The sequence below is a fragment of the Fischerella sp. genome (assembly GCF_013388695.1).
Classification (GTDB): Bacteria; Cyanobacteriota; Cyanobacteriia; order Cyanobacteriales; family Nostocaceae; genus PCC9605.
In genome coordinates, this window is the sequence record NZ_JACAEU010000026.1 from 1 (window position 1) to 17,895 (window position 17,895).

The 17,895-nt window shown below is 43.5% G+C and carries 15 protein-coding genes and 1 pseudogene; 7 read left to right on the top strand and 9 right to left on the bottom strand.

Annotated elements, in window-relative coordinates; all coding sequences use genetic code 11:
• Window positions 1-194: 194 nt before the first annotated feature.
• From HXY43_RS04325 to HXY43_RS04335, 3 genes are all read right to left on the bottom strand, one after another.
• Complete coding sequence (locus HXY43_RS04325; protein WP_290880426.1) at window positions 195-791, bottom strand: sulfite oxidase-like oxidoreductase; 597 nt, start codon at window positions 789-791, stop codon at window positions 195-197.
• Window positions 792-961: 170 nt separating this feature from the next.
• Window positions 962-1,135: a 50S ribosomal protein L32 gene (rpmF, locus tag HXY43_RS04330; protein WP_026733530.1), complete on the bottom strand. Its 174-nt coding sequence runs from the start codon at window positions 1,133-1,135 to the stop codon at window positions 962-964.
• Window positions 1,136-1,180: 45 nt separating this feature from the next.
• Complete coding sequence (locus HXY43_RS04335; RefSeq protein WP_290880430.1) at window positions 1,181-1,660, bottom strand: hypothetical protein; 480 nt, start codon at window positions 1,658-1,660, stop codon at window positions 1,181-1,183.
• A 276-nt stretch (window positions 1,661-1,936) separates the two neighbouring features.
• Between HXY43_RS04335 and HXY43_RS04340 the strand changes: the two genes are divergently transcribed.
• Entirely contained in the window at window positions 1,937-3,787 is a 1,851-nt protein-coding gene (locus tag HXY43_RS04340; RefSeq protein ID WP_290880433.1) for a caspase family protein, read from the top strand.
• A gap of 86 nt (window positions 3,788-3,873) precedes the next feature.
• Here the strand turns inward: HXY43_RS04340 and HXY43_RS04345 are convergent, their stop codons facing one another.
• The gene (locus HXY43_RS04345) at window positions 3,874-4,251 is read right to left on the bottom strand and encodes a Mo-dependent nitrogenase C-terminal domain-containing protein (RefSeq protein ID WP_290880542.1); all 378 of its coding nucleotides are present in this window, start codon (window positions 4,249-4,251) and stop codon (window positions 3,874-3,876) included.
• A 408-nt stretch (window positions 4,252-4,659) separates the two neighbouring features.
• Here HXY43_RS04345 and HXY43_RS04350 point away from each other — a divergent pair.
• Window positions 4,660-5,391: pseudogene (locus tag HXY43_RS04350) on the top strand (SLC13 family permease); the annotation flags it as partial.
• Window positions 5,392-5,643: 252 nt separating this feature from the next.
• Here the strand turns inward: HXY43_RS04350 and HXY43_RS04355 are convergent.
• The 3 genes from HXY43_RS04355 to HXY43_RS04365 all read right to left on the bottom strand — a co-directional run bounded on the left by HXY43_RS04355 (window position 5,644) and on the right by HXY43_RS04365 (window position 9,773).
• Entirely contained in the window at window positions 5,644-7,416 is a 1,773-nt protein-coding gene (locus HXY43_RS04355; protein ID WP_290880435.1) for a ribonuclease J, read from the bottom strand.
• A 292-nt stretch (window positions 7,417-7,708) separates the two neighbouring features.
• Window positions 7,709-8,593, bottom strand: a complete 885-nt coding sequence (dapA, locus tag HXY43_RS04360; protein WP_290880438.1) for a 4-hydroxy-tetrahydrodipicolinate synthase — start codon at window positions 8,591-8,593, stop codon at window positions 7,709-7,711.
• A gap of 136 nt (window positions 8,594-8,729) precedes the next feature.
• Entirely contained in the window at window positions 8,730-9,773 is a 1,044-nt protein-coding gene (locus HXY43_RS04365; RefSeq protein WP_290880440.1) for an aspartate-semialdehyde dehydrogenase, read from the bottom strand.
• A gap of 747 nt (window positions 9,774-10,520) precedes the next feature.
• Between HXY43_RS04365 and tig the strand changes: the two genes are divergently transcribed.
• The 4 genes from tig to HXY43_RS04385 all read left to right on the top strand — a co-directional run bounded on the left by tig (window position 10,521) and on the right by HXY43_RS04385 (window position 15,674).
• Window positions 10,521-11,960: a trigger factor gene (gene tig / locus HXY43_RS04370; protein ID WP_290880443.1), complete on the top strand. Its 1,440-nt coding sequence runs from the start codon at window positions 10,521-10,523 to the stop codon at window positions 11,958-11,960.
• 696 nt (window positions 11,961-12,656) lie between these two features.
• On the top strand, window positions 12,657-13,352 hold the full coding sequence (clpP, locus tag HXY43_RS04375) for an ATP-dependent Clp endopeptidase proteolytic subunit ClpP (protein WP_290880445.1): 696 nt from the start codon (window positions 12,657-12,659) through the stop codon (window positions 13,350-13,352).
• A gap of 9 nt (window positions 13,353-13,361) precedes the next feature.
• The gene (clpX, locus tag HXY43_RS04380; protein ID WP_026733521.1) at window positions 13,362-14,702 is read left to right on the top strand and encodes an ATP-dependent protease ATP-binding subunit ClpX; all 1,341 of its coding nucleotides are present in this window, start codon (window positions 13,362-13,364) and stop codon (window positions 14,700-14,702) included.
• A gap of 48 nt (window positions 14,703-14,750) precedes the next feature.
• Window positions 14,751-15,674 carry an alpha/beta hydrolase gene (locus HXY43_RS04385; RefSeq protein ID WP_290880448.1) on the top strand — a complete coding sequence of 308 codons (924 nt, stop codon included), beginning with the start codon at window positions 14,751-14,753 and terminating at the stop codon, window positions 15,672-15,674.
• On the opposite strand, the gene HXY43_RS04390 is transcribed toward HXY43_RS04385, so the two are convergent.
• Window positions 15,671-15,820, bottom strand: a complete 150-nt coding sequence (locus HXY43_RS04390) for a hypothetical protein (protein ID WP_290880451.1) — start codon at window positions 15,818-15,820, stop codon at window positions 15,671-15,673. The two genes, HXY43_RS04385 and HXY43_RS04390, sit on opposite strands and share 4 nt — an antisense overlap.
• Window positions 15,821-15,909: 89 nt before the next feature.
• Window positions 15,910-16,893 carry a GntR family transcriptional regulator gene (locus HXY43_RS04395; RefSeq protein WP_290880458.1) on the bottom strand — a complete coding sequence of 328 codons (984 nt, stop codon included), beginning with the start codon at window positions 16,891-16,893 and terminating at the stop codon, window positions 15,910-15,912.
• Between the two features lie 201 nt (window positions 16,894-17,094).
• Between HXY43_RS04395 and HXY43_RS04400 the strand changes: the two genes are divergently transcribed.
• On the top strand, window positions 17,095-17,856 hold the full coding sequence (locus HXY43_RS04400) for a dienelactone hydrolase family protein (protein WP_290880461.1): 762 nt from the start codon (window positions 17,095-17,097) through the stop codon (window positions 17,854-17,856).
• The last annotated feature ends 39 nt before the right edge of the window (window positions 17,857-17,895 follow it).

Genomic DNA, 17,895 nt, shown 5'->3' on the forward strand with positions numbered 1-17,895 from the left:
AGGTGGGTGAAAAATATGCTTTCATTACCTGATTTTTCCTGATTCGACTTGGTGTCTTAGTGTCTTGGTGGTTAAATAAAATTTATTTTTTCACCACAAAGACACCAAGACACGAAGAAGACTTATTGTTTAGGATTACACCACCAAAGGGCTAGCAAAGCTCACCCTACTACATACTTGCTATTGGGGAAAACTTAAAAACTGCTATAACGTTCCTCCGCCCAAGGTTCGCCCCGGCGATGGTAGCCATTGCGTTCCCAAAAACCAAGTTCTTCGCGCTGAAGAAACTCCAGGCCGTTAATCCACTTGGCACTTTTCCAAGCATAAAGGTGGGGAACCACCAGCCGCATTGGCCCGCCATGTTCTGCGGGTAACGGTTCACCAAATAATTTAAAGGCAAAGAAATTTTCTTCTCTAAGAAAATCTTCCATTGAAATATTGGTAGTGTAGCCGCCGTAGCAGTGTTCCATAACGTGGGCTGCTTTCGGATCGACTTCAATTAGTTTCATAAAGTCTGTCACTTTAATCCCAGTCCACTTGACATCGAGTTTAGACCAGCGGGTTACACAGTGAAAGTCAGCAGTAAATTCGTGCTGAGGTAAAGCCATGAAGTCTGACCAACTAAAAGTCTTGGGTTGTACCAAACCCCAGACGCGAAATTCCCATTCACTTGTGCTGACTTGGGGAGTTGCACCATAAGTTAAAACAGGAAAGCCCTTAGCCAAATGTTGACCGGGTGGAACGCGATCGCCCTCTTCCTGCGTCGGCTTTTGAAAAAATTTTCCTAGCATAGTCACCAGAAAAATAAGTCTTCTTAAAAAGACACTTTAGTTTTTATATGCTTTTCGGTAATCGGTCATAGGTAATGAATAGTCAATGGTCAATTGTCAATAGTCACTAGTTAAAAACTCTTGACTATGGACTATTGACTCTGGACTCTTGACTATGGACTCTGGAATTATTATTCCTCTTCTTCCTCTTCTTCAGCAGTTGGGTAAACAAATGTAGAACGTCCAGTCAAAATCGACTTGCCGAGAGAAAGAGCTTTTTGGGCTTCAACAGCGGCTTTGTGCCTCCAGGTAGCTCTACGTTTATCGCGTTTAGATTTAGATGTTTTCTTCTTTGGAACAGCCATAGTAGCGGATAACGCAATTTTTGACAACCTTATTATTCTAAGCCATTAACGCGTCTGTGTTGGTTGTTGGTTGGTGGTTGTTTGTTGTTGGTTGTTAGCTGGTGGTTGGGTAGTAGTGGGGGTTTTGAAATTTTCTCCAAAATATAGAAGCGATCGCGCTGTTTTGAAATATTTTGCCCAACGTCGCGGATCGGGACGATTGCGCCATTGTTGCCGACTAACTGCTAACTCTAAAACTGGTGCGATCGCTCCCTGATTTTGTACGGAAATATAGATGGAAACATCTGTCACCAAGATATCTTGGTCAAAACTGCGTTGAGCCGCTGCTCTTGCTGCTGCTTCTGCTCTTTGCATTAGGGTTTCGTAGTTTTCTTCTGGCAGGCGGTCAATAGCGAGGTCAACTCTGGCGGTGTAAGCTTGCACAGTCTGGGGTGCGATCGCTTCACACAAAAGCCACATAGGAACTGCTGCACCCAGCAAAACTACTGCATGACCTATCCGGATCTTATTGGCCTTTGATGGCATAAGTTGAATGAAACTCTTGAGAAAATTTTGATTTACCCAAGAAAATCTGCTTGATGATTGATGACAGCAACTCCTCATGACCTATATACTCCTCACTATGAAAAATGAAGTTAAATCCTATGAACGTATTTTCTTGGTTAAGCAAGTAATAAAAATTACATTTCATCTATGAATGAGATGATGACCACCTGGGCCATAAGACATAGGTTAGCTTTGTTTTTTCAGCAAAGCCAACCGCGATTTCAAGTAAGCAAAAAATAACCGGCAGAAAGCGCGATGGCAAATAACTGGGCGATCGCCATTGGCATAAATCAATATCAGTTCTTTCAACCTTTAGGGTGTGCTCAAGCCGATGCCGAGGCGTTAAAGGATTTTTTAGTAGTAGAAGCAGGTTTTTTGCAGCAACAGTGTCTGTTAATGACAGACACTTCACCACCTCTTGGTGACAGATCAACTTACCCTACAAAAGAAAACATTCTGCTTTTACTGGAAGATTTAGCAGCAGCATGTTGGCAACCTCAAGACCGACTGTGGTTTTTCTTTAGCGGTTATGGCGTCAACCACAATGGACAAGATTACTTAATGCCACAAGAAGGAAACCCCGAACGCATAGAGGAAACTGGCATAGAATTAAGAGCACTGATGCAAAGTCTGCAAATTGCTGGACTTGATGCATTATTATTGCTTGATATCAACCGTGCTTTTGCAACCCAAGCAAATGCTCTCGTTGGGCAAGAAACAGTTGAACTAGCTCAAGAATTCCAAATTCCCACAATTCTGTCTTGTCAACCGGAACAATTTTCCCACGAAAGTAGCGAACTCGGTCACGGATTTTTTACAGCAGCAGTATTAGAAGCTTTACGGTCTGGCAATGGTAACACTTTAGAGGATCTAGAAAGATACCTGAGCCTCCGCACACCAGAACTATGTCAACACTACTGGCGTCCTACACAAAATCCTGTTACTGTTATTCCCTCTAGGCAGCAAGGAATCTTGCCGTCAATAGAAGATACAGCCACAATTGCTTCTGAAGAAATTTTCGCTGCTGCCCTTTCAACGCCTTCACTAGACCCTAATGCTGACAGAATCATAACAGACACGATTAGGTGGGGTACAGGAGGAGGAGGAGTAGGGGAGGCTGCGCCGTGGGCGGGTTCCAACTCCCCACTCCCCACCGCAGCTATAACAAATAACTCGGAAAACAAAGGGGCGGCGACAGCAAACACCTCCTCATTTTGGAAACCATTAATGTTATGGGGTGCAGGTACGACAATAGTTCTGGGCTTGTTTGGAGTAGTTTATTTCCGCAACCAAGCAGGTTTTAAAACAACTGTGGAGGTGTTCTCAACTTCATCCAAAACAGCTAATGATGATGTCGAAACAGAGATACTTCCTGTATCACCTAAAGAAATGACTCGTAGTAGTGTTACTAATACTACTCGTAACACTAAGATAATTGAGAATTTACCACCAATTCTACCATCTTTACAAAAAAGTCAAGCAATCTCGCCAACAGCCCTTGATTCTCAGTCAATTAAGCGTGACCAAGCCATATCGGACTTGGCGAAAATGTCCCTCAGACCAAACCAGGCTAGCGATCTCAGCGTAGCGATCGCTAAAGCCCGAAATGTTAAACCTGGTGAACCACAATACGAACAAGCACAAACAAACATTCAGATTTGGAGCAGCATGATCTTAAATCTAGCTCAAAGTCGTGCCAACCAAAGAAAATATGCTAAAGCAATAGCTGCTGCCGAGTTAATTAGCCCAGATCAGGCAATTTATTCACAAGCACAAACGGCTATCAACCAGTGGCGGCTACAAGCAAAGCAGTATATGGCTAACAAAACTCTTTTAGATGCTGCTAATGCTTTAATTCAACCAAGACAGGCGTCTACCTATAACCGCGCTATCGAAGTTGCTAAAAAAGTTTCACCAGGAGAACCAGGCTTTGAGGAAGCTCAAAAATCGATGAATCAATGGAGTGAAACAATTTTAAAGCTTGCTATGCGTCGTGCCTCTAGAGGACAATTCAAAGCAGCAATACAAACAGCTGCTTTAGTTCCAGAAGGGACATCTGCATACAACAAAGCTCAGCAAGAACTCCAAAAGTGGCAAAGTCAATAGAGTTAGTGGTTAGTGGTTAGTAGTTAGTGGTTAGTGGTTAGTAGTTAGCGATTACCTATTATCTACTAACTACTATCTACTATCTACTAACAATACTGCGATACATCCTCACCGCATTCATCGGCTAGATAGCACAGCGCTCGGAAACGCAAGCTCACTACTTCTTCGTACAAGGGGTTGAGCTTGCACATTGGGGGTATGTGCAACAAGGTTTTACCAAATAACTTTAGATCGCGCTCAAAGGGACACTGAGCAGGAATGTATTGGCACAATCGGTGTGCTAGTTGGCGATCGCGGACTTGAACGCGGTCTAGCCAGTGACGCAAAGGCTGGAGAATATCAATATGAAGCTTGGATACTGGACGACCCAGCTGAATGACATTAGCGTGACTAGCTTCGGTTGGATTTAGCGATACCCAGCTAGCAAAAAAAATCTTTTTTGTGGTATTATCGAATACCTTCATCATTTACTCCTCTTTTTCTTTGAGGGTCTTCACCACTCCGGTGAAGATATACAACCCAACAACGGCATTTCCCGGAAGATTCTTGTCCTGACAGAGATGCTGTCTTGTCTTTAAGTAGCCACTTTGATCAGAACCTACTTAATTAATACGTCAAGTTAATCGCAATTTCCCTGGAATCGGAAGTGTGATAGTAGTATCTTGTTCATAACTTGACGTAGTTTAAATTTTAATAAAGACATCTGCCTTTGGACAGATATTAATGTAACATTTACAAACTTTTTTTGCAGAAAATTTATAACTAAGGTTGCTAGTGGGCACAGTATTAGTTAAATTTAATACTTTCTACTTAGAGGTCATTCTTTATCTTTTGTGATTTCTGGCTAAACAACGACGAATGACCAACTAAAGATGTTACCAAATATTTACAAATTTGCCATCTATGGAGTTTTGGGACTGACCTATCTGGGTTTGGCATTGGGCTATCTGCCTGGTTTACGCATGAACCGTGCCACGATCGCCTTAGTAGGGTCTGCTTTTTTGATTGCTCTGGGTGTACTAAATTTACAGGAGGCATGGGATGCGATTGATGCCACCACGATTGTATTTTTGTTAAGCATGATGGTGGTTAACGCCAACCTCTCCTATGCAGGGTTTTTCCCGCAAGCGCTGTCGCTGCTTTTGCGTTTTACTCGTAGCCCCTTGGGCTTATTAGTGGCGTTAACCTTTGGCAGTGGCATTCTTTCCGCCTTTTTTCTCAATGACACCTTGGCGCTAATTTTTACACCATTGACCTTGAGCCTGACTCAAGCCTTGAGATTGAATCCCATACCTTATTTATTGGCGATCGCAGGAGCAACTAATATTGGTTCTGTTGCCACTTTGAGCGGTAATCCTCAAAACATCCTGATTGGCTCCTTCTCAGGCATCCGATACCTGAATTTTATGCGGGCAATGGCTCCAATTGCAGTAACAGGCTTAGCAATTCAGGTAATTCTACTGTGCTTGCTTTATCCAAATGTACGCTCAATTGTGCCTTGCGAACATTTGCCCACCGGCAACCAGCCTATCTTCAAACCCCTGTTTTACAAAACCTTAACAATAACCACCGGATTGTTAATTACCTTTACTGTTGGTTTACCTTTTTATTCTTCCTGCAAAAAAGTAGGGTGCGTTAGGACGACAGTCCGTAACGCACCGCAATTCAATATTCTGGTGCGTTAGCTGGCGCTAACACACCCTACTGGCGTGGCAAGGCTAAAATGTTGCATTATAGCTTTCTTGTGGGATGGGCTTCTAGCCCGTCCGGTCCGGACAGGATGTCCACACCACAAGATTTATATTTATGCACTAAATTAGTCTGGTCACGCCACTACTATTCATATTTCTAATTCCCTAAGATGCTACCTGAGCAGCCGTACGAGTACGCCGCCTTCTGCCGTCAGAAACTTTCACAGGTGGCTCATCAGGAATTTGCATCAACAATGTCACGGTTGGCTGACATTGCAATTCGCGACGGATTGAACGCGCCATTTCCCGCTCTAGCACTTCTTGCAATCCACCCCAGTCTACCTCTGGTTGGTCGCTCTCAAAACCTTGGGCAAATTCTGACCAGCGCACACCCAGAATTTCTTCTATCCGCTGTTGTACCCACTTTTGCAGGAGCGATCGCTCAATGCTCGTTACTACACCCCGCAGGTGAATTTCTGGTTTAGCCATCAGCTTGCCACTCCAATCAATTGCTGCTGCAATGGTGACAATGCCTTCCTCTGCCATCTTTTGCCGTTCTTGCAAAACTTTGGCACTGACCATACCAGAACCGGAAGTATCTACCAGTTCCAGACCAGATGGTACTTTCCCTGCGACGCGAATTGATTCTTCTGTCAATTCTATAACATCGCCATTCTGTATAATTACCATGTTCTCAGCCGGAATACCCATACTCTGGGCTGTCTGGGAGTGCTTAACTAGCATCCGATGTTCGCCGTGAACAGGCAAGAAAAACTTGGGTCGAGTCAACGCCAACATCAGCTTTTGGTCTTCCTGGCAGCCGTGGCCTGAGACGTGGATGCCTTTGTCTCGACCATAGACGACATTCGCACCTTGCATCATCAATTTATCGATGACGTTGACCACAGCAATGGTATTCCCAGGAATCGGGTTAGCTGAGAATACTACTGTATCTCCTTGGCGAATTCTGATATGGGGGTGTTCTTTGTTGGCAATGCGCGTCAGGGCTGACATCGGTTCGCCTTGGGAACCAGTTGTCAAAATCAGCACGTTTTCATCTGGCAAATTCCGGATAGCGTGCAACGGCTGAAGTAAGTCGTCATTACACTTGATATAACCGAGATTGCGGGCATGGGCAATCAAATTCAGCATCGAACGCCCAACAACCGAGACAACACGATTATACTTTTGCGCTAACTGCAAAATAATATTGATACGATGCACGCTAGAAGCAAAGGTGGTTACGAACAGTCGCCCAGAGGCTTGAGTAAAAACCCGTTCCATATTGGGATAAACTGAACGTTCTGAAGGTGTGAATCCGGGTACTTCTGAGTTTGTCGAATCACTCATCAAGCACAAAATGCCTTTTTCACCGTGTTCGGCTAGGCGTTGTAAGTCAAAATGTTCGCCATCTACAGGGGTATGGTCAAATTTAAAATCTCCGGTGTGGATAATTACGCCGAGTGGGGTATGGATGGCGACGGTGAAACTATCGGCGATGGAGTGAGTGTTGCGAATATATTCCACAAAGAAGTGTTTGCCAATTCGCACCACATCGCGGGGAAGGACACTTCTTAATTCTGTGCGATCGCGCACTCCCGCCTCTTCTAATTTGCCCTCTAGCATTGCCATTGCTAGCCTAGGCCCGTAAATCACGGGAATTTCAAATTGCTTGAGGTGAAAAGCAATCCCACCGATATGGTCTTCGTGACCGTGGGTGACAATCATACCTTTAATTTTATGGCGATTTTCCCGCACATAAGTCATGTCCGGAAGGACAATGTTGACTCCATGCATTCCATCCGTAGGAAATGCCAATCCTGCATCTAGCAAGATAATTTCATCTTCATACTCAAATACACAAGTATTTTTACCAATTTCATGCAAGCCGCCCAACGGAATAATTTTTAGGGCGGAATTAATTTCGTTTTTAGCCATTTTCTCCTGAGATTGTTGTTTGTCGTTAAATTTTTGAAATTTGAGAGATCTGTTAAGACAGTTGAAAATTTCTGTCTATAAAGATCTTTGAGAAAGTAGTCCAGCTTTTATGAGATTTTCTATTGTTTCGATATGTTCAATAAAATAAAATTTACACAACAAGAACTTATTAGTAATTTCTTTGTCGTAGCACAGGGTACTTACCTGTTACATTGTCAAAATTACTTAGAATTTTTCTTATGTATGTTTAGCTGTGTTTGACTACAAAAGTGTCCTATCTTCTAGTTCCTAACTAAAGTAAATGAAGTTCTTTCATCACCACCTCTAAGTGTTGAGTGACTTTTGCGTCAGCTTCACATAGCGGCGGACGAGTTGAACCAACCTGCCAGCCTTGATGCTGTAATGCTTTCTTGACTGGAATTGGGTTCGTTGTCACAAACAAAGCTTTAAATAATGGGAAAAGCCGCAGATGAATGTCGGTAGCGACTGAAATTTCACCTGAACTAAAGGCTTGAATCATCTGTTGTAGTTCGTTACCCACCAGATGAGAAGCAACACTAACTACACCTTTGGCCCCAACTGCTAATAATGGCAAGGTTAAAGAATCATCTCCAGAGTAAATCTGAAATTCTTGTGGTGTCAAGCGACGAATTTCACTCGCTTGATCTAAATTTCCACTTGCTTCTTTGATACCAACAATGTTTTTAATTTCAGCTAACCGGGCAACAGTCTCGGGACTGAGGTTTTGACCTGTACGACCCGGCACGTTGTATAACAATATGGGAAAGTCACCAGAAGCTTGGGCGATGGCTTGAAAATGTTGGTAAAGTCCTTCCTGGGGTGGCTTGTTATAGTACGGAACAACTTGTAAAGCACCATGTACTCCTATTTTAGCTGCTTTTTGAGTGGCGGCGATCGCTTCTTTGGTGGAATTGGAACCGCATCCTGCCATCACAAGTGCTTTGCCTGCCACCGCTTCTAACACGACAGAAAATAACTGATATTCTTCCTCCCAGCTTAAGGTAGGAGATTCTCCTGTCGTCCCACAAACCAACACTGTATCCGTACCGTTGTTTGCTAGATGTGCAGCTAGTTTTGCTGCTACATCATAATTGACACTACCGTCTTCTTTAAACGGCGTAATCATTGCAGTTAAAACTCTACCAAAATTTACCACCCTTTTTCACTCCTAATTTTTTGTTTTTTGTGTTTTGGTGGTTCTATATTGTAATAACCTATTTGTAAATTAGTTTCAAGGGTAATGTGTTAGTAGATAGTAGTTAGTAGGAAATTGTTCTACTAACCACTAACTACTATCCACCAACCAATGACGCCTTTGGTTTCAAAAGATTTTTTTCTACTAATAATTCGGCAATTTGTACAGCATTCAATGCAGCACCTTTGCGGATTTGATCGCCACATAACCACAGTTCTAAACCGCAAGGATGAGAAATATCCTGACGAATTCTGCCTACTAAAACTTCATCCCGACCTGTTGCTTCCATTGGCATAGGAAAATAATTTTTCTGCCAATCTTCTACCAATTTCACTCCAGGAGATTTCCTTAAAATTTCTCTGGCTTCTTCGGGACTAAACGGTGTATCAAATTCTAGATTAATTGCTTCTGAGTGAGCGCGGAGTACGGGAACCCGTACACAAGTTGCAGAAATTCTTATCTGTTGATCGCCAAAAATTTTCCGCGTTTCGTTGACCATTTTCATTTCTTCTTCGCAGTATCCCCAATCGTTTAATGGGGAATTATGCGGAAACAAATTAAATGCCAAGGTGTAAGGAAATACTTCAGCAGTTGGTTGCTTGCCTTCTAGAATAGCTCTGGCTTGGGTTTTTACTTCTTCCATTGCTTTCGCACCCGCACCACTTGCAGATTGATAGGTTGCGGCAACAATGCGTTTTACAGGTTTAATTTGGTGCAACGGCCAAACTGCTACTGTCATCAAAATTGTAGTGCAGTTGGGATTGGCAATGATACCTTTGTGATTTGCTGCGGCTTGGGGATTCACCTCTGGAACTACTAAAGGAACTTCCGGATTCATCCGAAAAGCACTGGAGTTATCAATTACCACTGCTCCTTTTTCTGTTGCTATTGATGCCCAAGTTTTAGATGTGGAACCTCCTGCACTTGCCAGTACTAGATCCACATTTTCAAACATCGCATCACTAACTGACTCTACCAAGAAATTTTCCCCTTTAAACGGCAGTCTTTGTCCGGCACTGCGTTCTGAGGCTAGCAACTTTAAATCTGATATTGGAAAATTTCGAATTTCTAATAATTCCAGCAACTCCCTGCCAACGGCACCAGTCGCTCCCAAAATAGCTACACGATAGGAATTAGACAAACTAGCTTCCTCCTTCAAGGTTTTTGTGCAAATAATTTTTGATCAAAATTCACGATTGATGCATATGCAAATGGCAAAAGCAGGTTTTCAATAAATTTGCAGATTTTAATATTTTCATTAATAAAGTTTATTTTTAACTTAATACATTTATTCTTTTGGTATTAAAAAATTGATCTCGCAGTTTACAACAATTAACTATTAATTTCTTGGCAAATTTATAGATTATATATTATACAGCAAATCGCCAGATGGCGACAAAAGACTGGCAGTGACATCTGAACTGAACAAAAGGGGGTCATCAATAGAGAAAGGCTCTTAGAAGAATGGATGTACTATGATCCAAATGGATTAAAGCCAGCAAGGCAACAAACGAAATGGTTTACTCAGACAGGAGGAGCGAAGCAATAACAAATCTGCTCCCCTCCATCAAGCAACTGAGCTTATATAGTGCAAGAGCAATTGCAAATTAAAACGACTGGTTGAGAACCAGGATATCACGCAGTCAGTTCTGTTGGAAAAAACCAATGAGGAGGTTAGATACATAAACTTATTTGCGCTAAAGTGTCAAGAGCTTTCGTATTGGCAGTAAACTGGATCTCTGTTCACGAACACCCATCCGAAAAGCTGATGAAGTTTTGTGGGTATATTCCCGTCCCTACCAGGAAAAACCCACCAGAAGCGACAGATCGCGTCTGTTGTACAAGCAAGAAGTAAAAAAATAGTAGCAGAAAGCAATAGAGATTAAGCATGAAAGTTACCCAGGAAAAACTCCCCTCCAGTCAAATCGGTCTGGAAATAGAGATTACGCCGGAAAAGACCAAGCAAACTTACGAACAAGTCATTCAAAACCTAACTCGTTCTGCCAATATTCCTGGGTTTCGCAAAGGCAAAGTGCCACGGCAGATATTGCTACAGCGCCTAGGGATAACTCGCATTAAGGCAGCAGCGGTGGAAGAACTCATTCAGGATGGCATCACAGAAGCTGTAAAACAAGAAGACATCAAGGCGATTGGGCAACCGCAATTACGCTCATCGTTTGATGACTTGATTAATAATTATGAACCAGGTAAACCCTTGACTTTTTCTGCGAGCGTCGATGTGCCACCAGAAGTAACTCTCAACCAGTATACGGGGTTGGCAATCAAAGCTGAAGAAATTAAGTACGACCCACAACGAGTGGATCAAGTCTTGGAAAATGAACGTCAGCAAATGGCGACGTTAATTCCGGTAGAAGGACGGGCAGCACAGTTAGGCGATATTGCCGTAGTTGATTTTAAAGGTGTGCTAGCAAAAGCTGAAGGCGAAGACGAAGCGACAGAACCCCAAGCCATTCCTGGTGGGGAGGCAACTGATTTTCAAGTAGAGTTACAGGAAGATAAATTTATTCCCGGTTTTGTCACGGGGATTGTGGGGATGAATCCCGCAGAAACCAAGGAAATTTCCGCAACTTTTCCCGATCCCTATCCCAATGAAGATTTAGCTGGAAAACCAGCTATTTTTACGGTAACGCTGAAAGAACTCAAGGAAAAAGAACTGCCAGAATTGAATGATGACTTTGCTCAAGAAGTCAGCGAACACCAAACTTTGGCGGAATTGCGTACTTCTTTAGAAGATAGATTTCAAAAAGAAGCTGAACAGAAAACCAAAGACAACAAGCAGGAAGCCTTGTTGAAAGAACTGCTCAAGCATGTGGAAATTGACTTGCCAGAAACGATGATTGAGCGGGAAGTCGATAACATGCTGACACAAACAGCTATTCGATTGTCACAGCAAGGGTTGGATGTCAAGAAATTTTTTACTGCTGATATAATTCCGCAATTACGGCAGCGTTCTCGCGATGAAGCAATCGATCGCCTGAAGCGATCGCTTGCCCTTGAAGAAATCGGCAAACGCGAATCCATTCAAGTGAGTGATGAAGAAATCGCAGCCAGAGTCAAAGAACTCATGGAACAGTACTCTGGACAAGACGTTGACGAGGATAGGTTGCAAGAAGTTGTCAAAGACGAACTGTTGACTGAAAAAACCATTGATTGGCTCTTGGAACATGCAACGGTTGAACTAGTGCCCGAAGGTTCGTTGAGTACTCAAGAGGAAGTTGCTCAAGAAACTACACCCAAAACTCAGGAACAAACCACCACAGATGGTGAGTCTCCAACAGAGGAGACAGCCTCAGCAGAAGCACAATAGATATTCAAAAGTAGGGGCAGGTTTGCAAACCTGCCCTTATAAGAATTCTTGGTTCGCATTTCCTAGCTTGCCACCGCAGGATGACTCCAACTACAGCTTTAGGCATGGTTTTCCCAAACATTAATTTATACCATTTCTCTAAATGTTTGAGACAGATGATTCTCTATAGCCCCCCTTTGTAAGTACTCCCTACTCCCTATGTTTCACAGTTAAAGGGAATTGGTATTATTTGGGGAGATAGGCTGGACTGACAACGAAATTTATTAAGAATTCGCAGACCCCATTTAGCTGGAGAGATGTAAACGCCGTACAAGCTTTTGTGTGTTTTGCCTTGTCTGCTTGCCGTTTCAATTGCTAAGACTAACCTACTTGATGGATAGACGAGACTTTTGATCAGAATGCTAACAAATGTAAAGGCGAAGAAATTACCCTGAGAGTGCTATATCCTAACTTAAAAGACGTTACAGGGGAATTTTGATTGAAAATCTACCTTTAGTTGGTGAATTTTGCATTTCCCACGTTTATCTTATAAACATCATCGCACTTGAGCACCTTGGCTTGATACTGTGTTTACACGAGAAGAATTTAGATGAGGCATAATGGTTAACACATACCTACAATAAAAATTCAATCGCTATCTCAGGCAGCCTTTGCTGTCTTGCCTACTGTTACATTGAACGTCAGAAATTTATCCGTATGCTTGTATCGCAGTCGGGAAATTACCCAATCAGTAGTTTGAGTCAATTTGAAATTCGCGCCCAAAACGGCCCGATCAACATCGTGCCGATGGTGGTAGAGCAATCTGGCATGGGAGAACGGGCTTTTGATATCTACTCCCGCCTGCTGCGAGAGCGAATTATTTTTTTGGGAACGCCAATAGACGATACAATTGCTAACTCTATCGTTGCTCAGTTGCTGTTCCTAGACGCTGAAGATTCCGAAAAAGATATTCAGCTTTACATTAATTCCCCTGGCGGCTCAGTATATGCAGGCATGGCAATATATGATACAATCCAACAAATTCGTCCTGATGTCGTTACCATTTGTTATGGATTAGCCGCAAGCATGGGGGCGTTTTTGCTAGCAGCAGGAACTGCTGGTAAGCGCATGTCTTTGCCTGATTCCCGAATCATGATTCACCAACCACTAGGTGGTGCCCAGGGGCAAGCAATTGACATAGAAATTCAAGCAAGAGAAATTCTTTACATCAAAGCGAAGTTGAATCAGTTACTAGCACAGCATACTGGTCAACCATTAGAAAGAATAGAGGCCGATACTGACCGGGACTTTTTCATGTCGGCTGAAGAGGCCAAAAACTATGGATTGATCGATCGGGTCATCTACAGGCAAAATCTTCCCGCAGCAGGGGAAAACGTCACCATTCTGAAATAAGAGGCTGGTATGTCTAAGTACGACTCCCATTTAAAATGTTCGTTTTGTGGCAAGTCTCAAGAGCAGGTGCGTAAATTAATCGCTGGGCCGGGAGTCTATATCTGCGATGAATGCGTTGACTTGTGTAATGAAATCCTAGATGAAGAGTTGCTCGACACGAATAGTACTGCGTCGCAACCAACACAACGGTCAGAACCTCCTCAGAAGCGCCGCGCTCGCTCCACCAGTCTCTCGTTAAATCAAATCCCCAAACCGCGAGAGATTAAAAAGTATCTAGACGAACACGTCATCGGGCAAGACGAAGCCAAAAAAGTGCTGTCAGTAGCGGTTTATAACCACTACAAGCGACTGGCGATCGTTCAGTCTAAAAACAATGGCAAAGGGTCAACCGAAGACGCCGTCGAACTGCAAAAGTCGAATATTCTGTTGATTGGCCCTACAGGTTGCGGCAAAACCCTCCTCGCACAAACTTTGGCAAAAATTCTAGATGTGCCCTTTGCCGTTGCCGATGCCACCACCCTGACGGAAGCTGGCTATGTAGGTGAAGATGTAGAAAATATCTTGTTGCGACTGCTGCAAGTAGCAGACTTGGATGTGGAAGAAGCGCAGCGAGGAATTATCTACATCGACGAAATCGACAAAATCGCTCGTAAGAGTGAAAACCCCTCGATTACGCGGGATGTTTCTGGTGAAGGCGTGCAGCAAGCTTTGCTGAAAATGCTAGAAGGGACGATCGCCAACGTACCCCCTCAGGGTGGGCGCAAGCACCCCTATCAAGACTGCATCCAGATTGATACCAGCAATATCCTGTTCATCTGTGGTGGTGCCTTCGTTGGGCTAGAAAAAGTAGTAGAGCAGAGAACTGGCAAAAAGTCAATAGGCTTTGTACAACCGGGAGAAGGTCAATCGAAGGAAAAGCGTGCAGCAGATACTCTCCGCCATTTGGAACCGGATGACCTAGTAAAATTTGGTATGATTCCCGAATTTATTGGGCGCGTGCCAATGGTGGCGGTAGTAGATCCGCTGGATGAAGAAGCACTCATGGCGATATTGACCCAACCGCGTAGCGCCTTGGTGAAGCAGTATCAGAAGCTACTGAAGATGGACAACGTCCAGCTAGAGTTTAAACCAGAAGCTTTGCGAGCGATCGCCCAAGAAGCCTACCGCCGTAAAACTGGTGCGAGGGCATTGCGAGGCATTGTCGAAGAACTGATGCTGGATGTAATGTACGAGTTACCATCTCGTAAAGACGTAACTCGCTGTACAGTCACGCGGGAAATGGTGGAAAAGCGTTCCACAGCCGAACTGCTGATGCATCCTTCTTCCCTACCCAAGCCAGAGTCAGCATAAATCTGGCTCTCCTTTACTCTCCTTACTTCTCACCACCTCCCCTTGGAGATGTCTTACATTAGTGTTCGTGGCGTTGACCATTATTATGAGTGGATACAAAAACCATCCGGTTCTCAAGCAAAGCCAGCGATGGTTTTTATCCACGGTTGGGCTGGTTCAGGTCGGTATTGGCGAAGTACAGCCGCAGCTTTATTAGAACAATTTGATTGCTTGCTTTATGATTTACGGGGGTTCGGGCGTTCCCGTGGGAAGCCAACTGCTGTTACCAAAGCAAGTGAAGCTGTCATTGAGTCCCATTCACCACAGGAAGAATCTGAGGCAGTTGGTGAATTAACTTACGAACTAGAAGAATACACCCATGACTTAGCTGCATTGCTAGATGCAATGCAAATTCAACGCGCTTATATCCATGCTCATTCGATGGGCGCTTCCATTGGTACTTTGTTTCTCAACCGCTACCCCGAGCGAGTAGAAAAAGCTATTTTAACCTGTAGCGGCGTTTTTGAGTACGACGAAAAAGCATTTGAGTCCTTTTATAAATTTGGTGGCTACGTTGTCAAATTCCGTCCCAGGTGGTTAGAGAAAATACCATTTGTAGATAGGCTGTTTATAGCGCGATTTCTGCATCGCCCCATACCAGCAGAAGAACGTCGCGCTTTCTTACAAGATTTTCTCCTTGCAGATTACGATGCTGCTTTAGGCACAATATTTACTTCGGTTAGCAAAGCGGCTGCTGAATTGATGCCACAGGAATTCGCTCAACTGAAAGTACCTTCGTTACTAGTGTCAGGAGAATATGACAAGATTATTCCTGCCGATATGGGACGCCAAGCAGCTGCATTAAACGACAATATTGAATTTGTCGTGATTCCCAATACCGCTCATTTCCCAATGTTGGAAGACGCACCAACTTACTTGCAGAGGGTACGAGAGTTTTTGCAAATTCCTGCGCCAGAAGTACAAGCGAGTTAACTCAGTCGGAAAGATTCGCCGTAGCTTTCGCCAAAGCAAACTTGCTCAATACCGAAACGTCCGCCATATTGTTTGAATGCTCTAGCAGCACGGCGCTGCTTGATCGCTTCCACTAGATCAATAGAGGGTTGCATTTCAACAGTCATGATTTTTGGTTATTTATTTGTTGTTGGTTGTTTGGTGTTTGTTGTTTGGTGTTTGTTCCAACCATCCACCAACAACCAACAAAGAACAATTAAGCCAAACCTAGTTCTCTTTTCAACAAGTTAATCGATGTGGTACCAATATAATTCTCGCAGCGAACTAGCTTGGGTGGACGAATAATGTCTTCTTGCAACATTTGCACTGCTGTTTGTACGGCTGTAAAACTTGCCTGATCGCTGATAATTAGCTGTGCCCGCTTGACGATGGCGTGAAGCTTGTAACTATCTTTTGGTTGTGCAGTCATCACAAGTAGTTCATCCCCTCGCAAACCGTGGAGGATAACTTCTGCGGCGCGTACAATGCCAGAACTAAGACTAACTATGCCAACACAGCTATCTTTTGCTAGGCTTTTGAGAAGGTCTACTTCTTTGGCGTAGTCGTAGATATCAAGGGGAATGACGCGTACCGATTTTGGCGCTGCGATTACTTCTACATCGCCAATAAAATATCGACTGGTGACAACTGTAGCAGAGGTAGTTTTATCAAGCACAGCAGTTAATTCTTCCATCGTGACTAGCTGTACTGGTATTTTCAGAGTTTGTTCCAATTCGTAAACCATTAGTTCCCCAGCACCGATATCAGCAGATGGAACCGTCACTAACACCCTTGCACTACAACGCAAGCGCCAGTCAATTTCCGCCAAAAATATTTCTCGTGCTTGATTGAGCGAACAGCCTTGAGAAAGCAACTCATCCAGTGCTTGCTGGACAATTTTGTATGCTTGGGGATGTTCTTTAAGAATCGGCGATTGCAGCCTACTACCACCCTCATGGCCTTGGGCGCGGACATAAATCCCTGAACCAGCAAGACTTTCTACCAGCCCGTCTTCCTCCAGTTGGCGGTAAACTTTGCTAATAGTGTTTCGATGCAGTCCAGTCTGCATTGCCAGCGCCCGTGTACTCGGCAATTTGTAACCAGGTGGATATTGCCGAGATGCGATCGCAAACCTAATTTGATTAAACAGCTGGGTAGATGCGGGAATTTCACTGTCTGGCTGAATACGGAACTGAATCATCACCAAGCCTCCAAAGGTACTAGTAGCAACCTGCGACCAGTTGCAAATGCTACTTGTCAAATATTTTATTTATACATTCAAATCCTCTGAGGAAAATTTCTGGTGCATTCATCATAAGTTATTAATAATTTGATTTGAGATAACCTAGAAACATTTGCATAGGTAGATCTAAATAATTACATAGTACTGGTAAAAACGATTATGACAGAGCTAGCAATCTATACCACAACAGTTAACCTTTCGCAAGGTGATTTAGACATAGCTGCATATCTCGCCAAGCCAACAGAACCAGGTTCTTACCCAGGAATTGTAGTTTTGCAGGAGATTTTTGGAGTAAACTCTCATATCCGCGATGTCACAGAACGAATTGCCAAAGAAGGTTATATAGCGATCGCACCTGCACTGTTTCAACGTCTGGCTCCTGGTTTTGAAACAGGATATACACCAGAAGCGATAGAAATTGGGAGAAACTACGCTTGGGGACAAAGCAAAGCATCGGAACTTTTGAGCGATATTCAAACAGCGATTGACTATCTAAAAACCTTGCCAGAAGTGAAAAAAGATGGTTTTGGTTGCATAGGTTTTTGCTTTGGCGGTCATGTAGCATATCTTGCAGCTACTCTACCAGATATCAAAGCTACTGCTTCTTTTTATGGTGCACGTATTACTACTGCTACACCTGGAGGCGGCGAACCCACTATCACTCGCACAAAAGAAATTCCAGGCACCCTCTACGCTTTCTTTGGCATGGAAGACGCCAGCATTCCCGTTGAACAAGTAGACCAAATTGAGGCTGAGTTAGAAAAATATAATATTCCTCATCGCGTGTTTCGCTACGATGGAGCTGACCACGGATTTTTCTGTGACCAACGTGCTAGCTATAATCCTAAAGCTGCGGCCGATGCTTGGGAGCAAGTAAAACAGCTGTTTGCACAACAACTACAACATGTAGATAACAACTAGTCAAAAGTCAATAGTCAATAGCTTTGGACTATGGATTAT